6 protein-coding genes are annotated in these 8,630 nt (G+C 42.7%); 3 read left to right on the top strand and 3 right to left on the bottom strand.

Features of this window, described 5'->3' with window-relative positions; translation table 11 throughout:
• Positions 1-291: 291 nt before the first annotated feature.
• From H6G14_RS32130 to H6G14_RS32120, 3 genes are all read right to left on the bottom strand, one after another.
• Positions 292-3,159, bottom strand: a complete 2,868-nt coding sequence (locus H6G14_RS32130; protein WP_190572922.1) for a DEAD/DEAH box helicase — start codon at positions 3,157-3,159, stop codon at positions 292-294.
• A gap of 142 nt (positions 3,160-3,301) precedes the next feature.
• Positions 3,302-4,417, bottom strand: a complete 1,116-nt coding sequence (locus tag H6G14_RS32125) for a ParB/RepB/Spo0J family partition protein (RefSeq protein WP_190572920.1) — start codon at positions 4,415-4,417, stop codon at positions 3,302-3,304.
• Positions 4,414-5,169: a ParA family protein gene (locus H6G14_RS32120; protein ID WP_190572918.1), complete on the bottom strand. Its 756-nt coding sequence runs from the start codon at positions 5,167-5,169 to the stop codon at positions 4,414-4,416. The genes H6G14_RS32125 and H6G14_RS32120 overlap by 4 nt, the downstream gene beginning before the upstream one ends.
• Before the next feature lie 168 nt (positions 5,170-5,337).
• On the opposite strand from H6G14_RS32120, the gene recD2 reads away from it, so the two are divergent.
• From recD2 to H6G14_RS32105, 3 genes are all read left to right on the top strand, one after another.
• Positions 5,338-7,644, top strand: coding sequence for an SF1B family DNA helicase RecD2 (gene recD2 / locus H6G14_RS32115; protein ID WP_190572916.1), 2,307 nt, complete (start codon positions 5,338-5,340; stop codon positions 7,642-7,644).
• A 10-nt stretch (positions 7,645-7,654) separates the two neighbouring features.
• The gene (locus tag H6G14_RS32110; RefSeq protein WP_242054281.1) at positions 7,655-8,215 is read left to right on the top strand and encodes an AAA domain-containing protein; all 561 of its coding nucleotides are present in this window, start codon (positions 7,655-7,657) and stop codon (positions 8,213-8,215) included.
• 88 nt (positions 8,216-8,303) lie between these two features.
• Entirely contained in the window at positions 8,304-8,528 is a 225-nt protein-coding gene (locus tag H6G14_RS32105; protein WP_190572914.1) for a pentapeptide repeat-containing protein, read from the top strand.
• Positions 8,529-8,630: the final 102 nt, after the last annotated feature.

Raw genomic sequence — 8,630 nt, 5'->3', positions numbered from 1 at the left:
TGCAAAGGAACTTATTCACTTTAGTTTTGCGTGATTACATTGTAGAAAATCTTACCCATACTTGTGTTGCTTAGTACACATGAATGAAATTTTTTGTCAATGCGTAAGTCCTAGTTTTGATAATTTTTTTAATAAAATTAAAAGTAGGGTAAAGTTACAGCACTTCCGGCAGCTATGAAGTACATCCTCAAAGCTGAAAGCTATAATAGGAGAGGGGGAAGAGGAAAATTGTATTGCATAATAGCCGGAAGCGCTGTATGGAAAACTTTACCCCTAATTAAAGCCTCAATCCTAGCGAATTTCTCCATGTTGCCGAATGTGTTCAACTAACCGCTTGGTTTCACCGCCAGCTAATTCTAGTTCCCTGAGATTGCCCACCAAAATAAACAATTCTCTCGCCCTACTAACGGCTGTATTTAGTAAATTGGGTTTGCGGTTGAGGAACCAAAAACTATGCTCTTGGTGACACTGGTAAGGAGAAAAGATAATAGCTGCTTTCTCCCCACCTTGAAAATTATGAACTGTGCCAATATCATCCCAACAAAAGTTTCGCCAACGGGTAGAAAGCCGATACTTGAGCGCGTTAGCTTGCTGCAAAAACGGCGACATTACCCCAATTGTCTTTGAGTTATCCTCCGCGCTAATAGAGTAACCTTGCTTCAGCAAGGATGTAATTACAGCTTCTACAGCGTTGATTTCTTCTGGATTAGTGTTATGGGTGTGGCTTCCCTCGACATGGTAAGCCAACAGATGCGGTTCTGTTGCCGTCCGGTGATCATCGGAAAGAATTTGCAGACCGCCGGGATAATTGGGACTGCAAAACTGAATAATAGACGGGGTGCAACGGTAATGATTTCTCAGAATAATGCCATTGCCATTGTCCCCTTCAGTACCACTAGCACCAGCAGCACGATGATAAGCGGTAGCTGTGTATTTAGCGGTGGGGGCATAGCGATAATAATCTTCATTCCTCATGCCTCGATCCAGAAAGGCAGTTTTAAAATATTGCTTGATGGTATCGTCGCTCATGTTAACGATAGGCTCAATTTGTTGGGGGTCGCCTGCCACTACCGCCTGTTGCGATCGCACTAGCAAAGGAAATAATTGATGTATAAGAGTTGTTCCCGCTTCATCCACAAGTGCCAGCTTGATGATATTAGGCTGAAGAATTGGCAACATATTACGCATTGATTGAAGGGTGGAGGTAATGACAGGGAAAATCAAGCTCAAGTGACTTAAGATGGCATCACTATCAGTTGACAGTTTTAGCAATGCTTCTCCATCCCCTGCTAGTACACTGCCGTAAGTTTCTAATGCCCTCATAACGCTATCTTTGCGCCGGAGAGTTTCTTGCAACAGAAACGCCCAGGCACATTGAAATAGTTCTAGCTGCAATTGGTGATAGTCACGATAAAAACGACACAAGAAATCCGCTTCGGGGTAACTATCAAGTTGTTCTTGGATTTGTTGCTGTTGAGCCTGTTTTAGCTCTAGTTCTTTAGTTAAAGCCGCTATTTGGATTTGAATTTCAGTTACTTCCAGGTTTAGATTGCGCCATTGCCGTGACAAACCGATTTTTTGGTTAACAGAGGTGATTGCTGTGGTTAAACTAGAGAGGTCAATGGGTATTTGAAAGGGATGCGCTGTTGCCAAGGTATTTAAAACTGCCGCGTTTATTCGATTCGCCAAACGCTGAAAAATTCGCGATTCGGTAGTAGCATTGAGCCAGTCCAAGGCGCGTTTTGTCATAGAGTCAGAATCTTTGGGCAGTTCCCGTTCTGCTTGGAATAACGCCTGTTGTATCTGTTCGTAAGCATCAATGGGAAAATTTTCGTAAGCAGCCAAACTTGATAGCTGTTCAGTTAGGGCTTGTAACTCGGCAGACTTAGCAGCAATATCGTTATTGAGTGATTCGATTTCTCCATTCAATTGCGATCGCTGTTCAATGTCAATAACTTTTTGAGCAGTATTCAAGCGGTCTTGCTCTTGGATTTGTTGAATTTCACTTTCTGCTTGCAGCAATTCGAGTTTGGCTTGTTGCCAGGAATCTTGGTTAAATTCAGTATTACGCAGCCAATCTTGGGTTGATTGCAGTTTGGGTAAGGTTTCCTTACGGATATTAACTTGATTGCCGCCTGGAAGATAAAACTGTTGAACAGGAAAATCTATAGTTAGTCGTTGTTGAAATTTTTTAACGGTGCTGTTATTAGCGCCAACAAAGAATATTAAATTATTTACATCATCAAGACCGTGAACAAGTCGTAACGCCCGATTTACTACTTGCTGGGCTATGAGGTGCAGAAACACCTCGGTTTTTCCATTCCCCGGTGGCCCACAAACAGCAGTTAGTAAATTCTCCTGGGCGTGTTTGAGGACAGAGGCTTGAAATTCATCAGGTGCATGGGACGGAAAAGCACCCCAGAACATCACCTCATCTTTAGGTGATTGTGGCTGACCGCATAGGTACTGCATGGCTGGGTGAGTTTCAGTTAGCCATTCTGCCTTAGAGTCAGGTTGTTGCAGTTCCTTGAATATTTCTTGTATGTCTTGCTTAAGTAAGGCGTTATAGGGTGTAAAGTCGCAGCGTAGCAAATAAGGTTGTCGAGAGGTTTTGTAATTTCCTCCTGGTAAGTCTACCAGTTCAAGAAAGTCTCGCAGCGTTGGGAATCTTCCTTTAAATGTGTCTTCTAAGAATTTCAAAATTCCTGATGCAACAATCAATGATTCGGCTTGTTCTTCCTCTAATTTGTACAGCCGCATTAAATTAACAATCACTGGCTGAAACTCGTATTCGGTCAAGTCCCAACCAGTTTTGCGGTAATTCCCTTTAAACAGGGGTGAAATATCGATGGTGAACAAAGGCAGGTATTTCAGCTTTTGGTCTTTGCCCTTGCCGTTAATTCTATAGATTTGGGGGAAGGCAACAGCCATTTGAACATCATTTTTGTTACCTCTAATGGCTGCTTGTTGCTGTTGCTGAAATTGGGTAAATACTTCACTATCTAGGAGTAACTTGTTGCCAACAAGCTGCACTCCCTTATCTACTACTTTTGAATAAATATCTGAAGAACGCTCGACTTCAGCTTGAGTCAGTTCCTCTAACCTAATGTAACTTAACCAAGCTTGTACTATCTGTTTGAGTTTTTCTGACTCTAGCATGGGAACACTTGTGGGAAGACTGTACTACTGGCATTAGATTCAACTTAATACTTTTTGCCGTTTGTTGCCAGAATTACCCAGTAGCAGACGGTTTTCCACAAGAATTTTAACAATTCTACTTACCCATAATTGATGGGCGCTATTACTCAACACTCGTCAGCGCCTCTAGTTGCGATAGCAGCTTTTCAATTTGCTTGCGTTTTTTAGGGTCTGACCAAATGCGTGATTTTCTTAGTTTAGTAGTCGCAGCAGTAAAACGCTCTTTGTAATTGTTTGAGTCGGTGTCAGGGGTAGAGGCTACGACTTTCTTCTCACTAATGCGCTGTCTGATTTCGCTTAAAGACCAGTTGTTGGCAATAGCTTGTGCTAAAAAGGCAACGCGCTCATCTAATTTCTGAATCTGAGCTATGGCTTTGGCTTTGGTGTACTCAAGTGAACCTTCCCTTAGTACATCAAGGATATCTTCTGGAAGGTTTAACAAGGGCAGGCGGTTATTAGCAAATGATTCCCAAGTCATTAAGCCTAAGCCTTCAAACACTTTTTCAACAACTTCGAGGTCTGGATTTACTAGGGGTGAGCCTTGCTGTTCATGGTTTTCATCTTTTCCAATAACGTTATTGGAAGTTTTTTCTGAGTCCGATTCTTGTGACCCAATAACGTTGTTGTCAGGAGCTAAATTTTCGGATTCATCTTTGACAACATCATCCTGAACAGTGTTATCTGAGGCTGATTCTGGTTTTCCAATAACGTTATTGGAAGAATTGGCCGCTACTTTGCGCTCGTGTTGCAAGCGGCGCAGTAATGGCGGGATATCCTCAATGCTTCGACCCAGTTTGAGAGCCAACAATTGCAGAATCCCTTCGGTTTCTTCAACTGGGTTCAGGTCTTCTCGCAGTAAGTTTTCGATCAGTGCCAGTTGAAAAGCAGCATTGTCGTCTAATTCTCTAATGACAACAGGGACAACTTGAAGTCCAATCTCTTGGGCGGCACGATAGCGACGTTCTCCTGCTACTAATTCGTGTTTTTCTCCATCAAGGGGGCGTACCAACAGGGGTTGCAGGATGCCATGCTGTTTTATCGACTCGGTTAACTGCTTTAATGCTTCCGGGTCAAAGTAACGACGAGGTTGATTCGGGGGCAGAGAAATCTGGTCTAATGGGATGGTTTGGTCAGAATCGGCATTAATAACGCCTGTGGTGTCCCAAGGTACTTCAATTTTGCTTTTAAGGGGCTGGCTGGCTTTAGTAGTGCGTCTCATTTTAAAGATTCTAAACTAACAGCTATTTTTTTCAAGATTTGGACAGATGGGTGCTTTGGTTCATACACAGCAAGGGGCATTCGCTCTTCTGAAGCATCCACAAAAGCAGTAGAGCGAGGAATGGGGGGAAATACTGTTCCGGCGTTTGCTAATTGTTCGGTGATGGCTGCTAAGGTACGGGTGTCTTGAGAGTTACGGGCATCGTATTTTGTGGGTACAAACCCAGCTATTTGTAGTTTACGGTTGGGTTTGTTGCGGACGGTAGCAACAGTTTTTAAGAGTTCGCCTGTACCCTCAAATGCTTTGAAATGGGTTTCCAGAGGGACGAGAACATGAGTGGCAGCTACGAGGGAGATGTAAGAGAGTAAACCTAAGCTGGGGGGGCAATCTATGAGGATGAAATCGTAATTCTCTTGGATTGGTTCGATGGCTTCTCTTAGGCGAAAATCACGCATGGAAGCATTAACTAATTGCATTTCTGCCGTAGCCAGAGAGATGTTAGCCGGAGCTAAATCCATGCCATGAATACCCTCATGGATTGGTAGGGGTAGTTCATCGACAATGGCATTATTAACAGTTTGCTCTAAATCCCTTGGAACCAAGCCCATAAAGATAGTTAAGCTGGCTTGGGGGTCTATATCGATGAGCAAGACGCTCCGACCCAATTGTGCTATTTGGTAGCCCAGGTTTTGGGTAAGGGTGGTTTTGGCAACACCTCCCGCCTGATTAAATACTGCGATGATTCGGCTCATAAGTGAGTTTGTTTACTGCACCGTTACAACTTAAGATAACGGTGAAAAGTCGATTACAAATGTTTATTTTTGTTCGTGGCTGCTATTTTATTTGAAAATGTGATCATATAGGTTATAGCCGATTTAATCAGGAAAGAACGCTCTTCTTGTCAGGAGGATGGTAGTTTGATGATTTCGTTCTCTAAAGTCGATAAACTTCCAGAGCTAACCTTGAATGAAATCCAGCAGTATTTATCAAGTGGACTTTTTAAAGGAATTGGGAAAAAAACTGCCCAAACTCTTGTCAATTACTTTGGCTATGAAACCCTATCGGTATTAAATGCTTCCCCAGAAAAACTTGAGTCAATCCCAGGACTTGGTAAATCTCGCATCGCTACAATTACCTCTTCTTGGTCAGAGAGTAAAACCAATCCAATTAGAGGAATTATTGCCCAGCTTTTGGGTCTGGGAACATCACTACGATTAACCTTAAAAATTTGTGAGCATTATGGACACAGAACCGCATTACAACTCAAAAGCGACCCTTACAAATTAATTGATGATATTGAGGGCATCGGTTTTAAAACTGCTGATGAATTGGCGATGTCACTGGGATTGTCGGTTGACTGTGACGCTCGTTATCAAAAGGGTTTACTCCATGTTTTGAAGGAGGCTTTGAGTGAGGGTAACTGTTTTCTGCCTGAATCTCATTTGTTGGGGCGATCTGTATCTTTGCTGGAACGTCCTCACCACAAACCAGACTATAAATCTTTGAACACAATTGTTAGTCAGTTAGTTGAGCAGCAAAATTTAGTTTATGGTGAGGTAGCGAATAGTATTTATCAAAAAGCCGCCTACCGTGCTGAACTGTCTGTAGCGCTAAAAATCCAAACTCTAATTAACCGACCAACTTACCCAACCCTACATCTAGAAAATTGGTTAGCTGACTTCCAAGCCCCTGAATATCGTGAACTCTCACGCTTAACTCCTGAACAAATCAGTGCCTTGTTAATGGCAGTTAAACACCCTATTAGTATCATTACAGGGGGGCCTGGGCGTGGTAAAACTTATGTGCTAAGAACCTTGGTGCAATGGTTAACATCAAGGGGGGTGAATGTAGCTCTTGCCGCCCCGACCGGAAAGGCAGCCAACCGGATGAAAGAGGCTACTGGAATGGAGGCAAGCACCATTCACCGTCTACTCCAATGGCAAGGACTAGGGCAAAACTTTTACTATAACGAGGATAATCCTTTAACTCTTGATTGGTTAATCGTTGATGAATTTTCAATGGTGGATATATTTTTGTTCAATTCCCTATTGAAAGCTTTACCAACAAAAACACAAATCCTGTTAGTAGGAGACTCTGACCAATTACCTAGTGTTGGCCCTGGAATGGTGCTGCGGGACTTGCTTAATTCGGAAATAGTGCCGACAACGAGATTGCAAAAAATTCATCGACAGCGACAGGATAGCCCGATTATATATGCAGCTAGTGAGGTAAATTTTGGCACGGTTCCGCCACTGGATAAATTTAATCAACCTGCCTCGTGGATGGATGTGGGTGACTGTGCGATGTTAGAAGCTATTTCACCAGAAATGACAGCTAAAAGCATTGTCTCTTTAGTCGCATCGATGAAGAAAGAGAATATAGATTTGAATAAAAACGTGATAGTGTTAGCACCGCAGAAGGAAGGGGCGGCTGGTGTTCACAGTCTCAATAAACTGCTTCAGCCTATTTTTAATCCGCCAAAACCTAACCAACCTGAAGTGGTTTTAGGATCTGTAGTGTATCGAGTTGGGGATAGAGTGATACAACTGAAAAATCGTTATGATACACTCCCGCCAGTGATGAATGGTGAGACTGGTCAGGTGGTAGCGATAGATGAGAAAAAAGAAATGGTGAAAATTTCCTGGGAGGGGGGCGCGATCGTCGATTACTATCCAGGGTTCTTTGACCAAATCATGCACTCGTTTTGTATAACCTGTCACAAGAGCCAGGGGAGTGAATTTCAGTTTGTGATTTTTCCGTTACTAATGGCTAACTACCGAATGTTAACCCGTCAACTGCTCTACACAACAATGACTCGCGCTCAAAATACTTTTATTGCGGTTGGGCAGCCAGAAGCATTAAAGATTGCTGTGGAAACAGATAAACCTGCAAAACGGTTCACTGGGTTAACAACTCTACTCATTTCATCTATTGATGAACTAAGCAAAACATTCTCGCGTTTAAGCCAAGCCAAAGCGGTTGCTGCGACACCAGCAAACGTTACCGTCGCATCTAGATTACAGTCACGCAAACTCACTGCTACGCCAGGACAGATGACCGCTATCGGGACTATCGCCCTACAAATGTATGAGAACAAATATGGACATCGACCATCGAAACAACTCGAACAGGTAGGAAAGTTTAAATTTAAGACTTATCACTATGAAATATCAGCAGTTGAGTTAATTGACTCAGCAATTAATTTGGTAATGAGAGAGGAGTTGTAGAGGAGACTGATTGCTGATTTTTGCGATCACCAAGGGGTGGGCAGAACGCGATCGCCTGTGCAATTACGGGATGATCATCAAAACTGAGCCTAAAGCTTCTCGGTTGGGTACTAACCTGATTGCTTACAATGTGGAAGGGAAACTGGAGAACAACGTTAATTGGGCAGAAGTTGATGCAGTAGAAGCGTTGATTGAGGAGTTGTTAGCGGCGGGTTATTGCTTAAATCCTACTGACTCTCTTAACGAAATTGGCGTGATTTCACCTTACCGCCGTCAAGTAGATGCGCTGACTCAACGTTTAAAATCTCGCTGGACAGATTTTTCAAAGCAAAGCATTGGCACAGTTCACACGTTCCAAGGTGGGCAGAAATCAGTAATCATTTTCTCGACTCGCCAATGCCAATCAAGTGATAGCCTTTGGTTTATTAATCGGCGGCCTAATTTATTGAATGTTGCTGTGAGTAGAGCGCGAGAACTGTTTATCCTGGTGGGGGATTTAGAGCGAATTTCTGAAGGGGGGCATACCAGAAATTTGGTGGAATATATCAAGGAATCTGGTGAGATGCGGTAAAAAACATTGCAAGTCAGAAGAATTTAAGAAAGTAAATCACATAAGATTTTGATAGGTATTTTTTTCTTCCGGCCAGACTTATAGACTTATGCCCAAAAACTATGCTAGTAAAACCCTGCGAGGTCGTCCCTTCTCACCCAATACTGATTTAAGAAACGCTGACTTCAACAGAGCAAAGCTAAGAGGTGTAGACTTCAAAGGACTCGACCTTAGCGGAGCAAATTTTCAGAACGCCGATATCCGAGGAGCTAATTTCACCAAAGCAATTTTGCAAGGGGTAAATTTTACAGGAGCGAAGGCGGGATTACTGTGACTTGAATGAAAAAATGAGCTTTTAGCTCACATTATGCTTCACGAAGCAGATATCCATTTTATACTTCGCAAAAATAGTGAAAGTAGAAAATTTATTTTTCCA

This window comes from Nostoc parmelioides FACHB-3921 (assembly GCF_014696625.1).
Lineage (GTDB): Bacteria > Cyanobacteriota > Cyanobacteriia > Cyanobacteriales > Nostocaceae > Trichormus > Trichormus parmelioides.
Note: the sequence above shows the minus strand (reverse complement) of the source record. Positions and strands in the feature narration are given on the sequence as shown.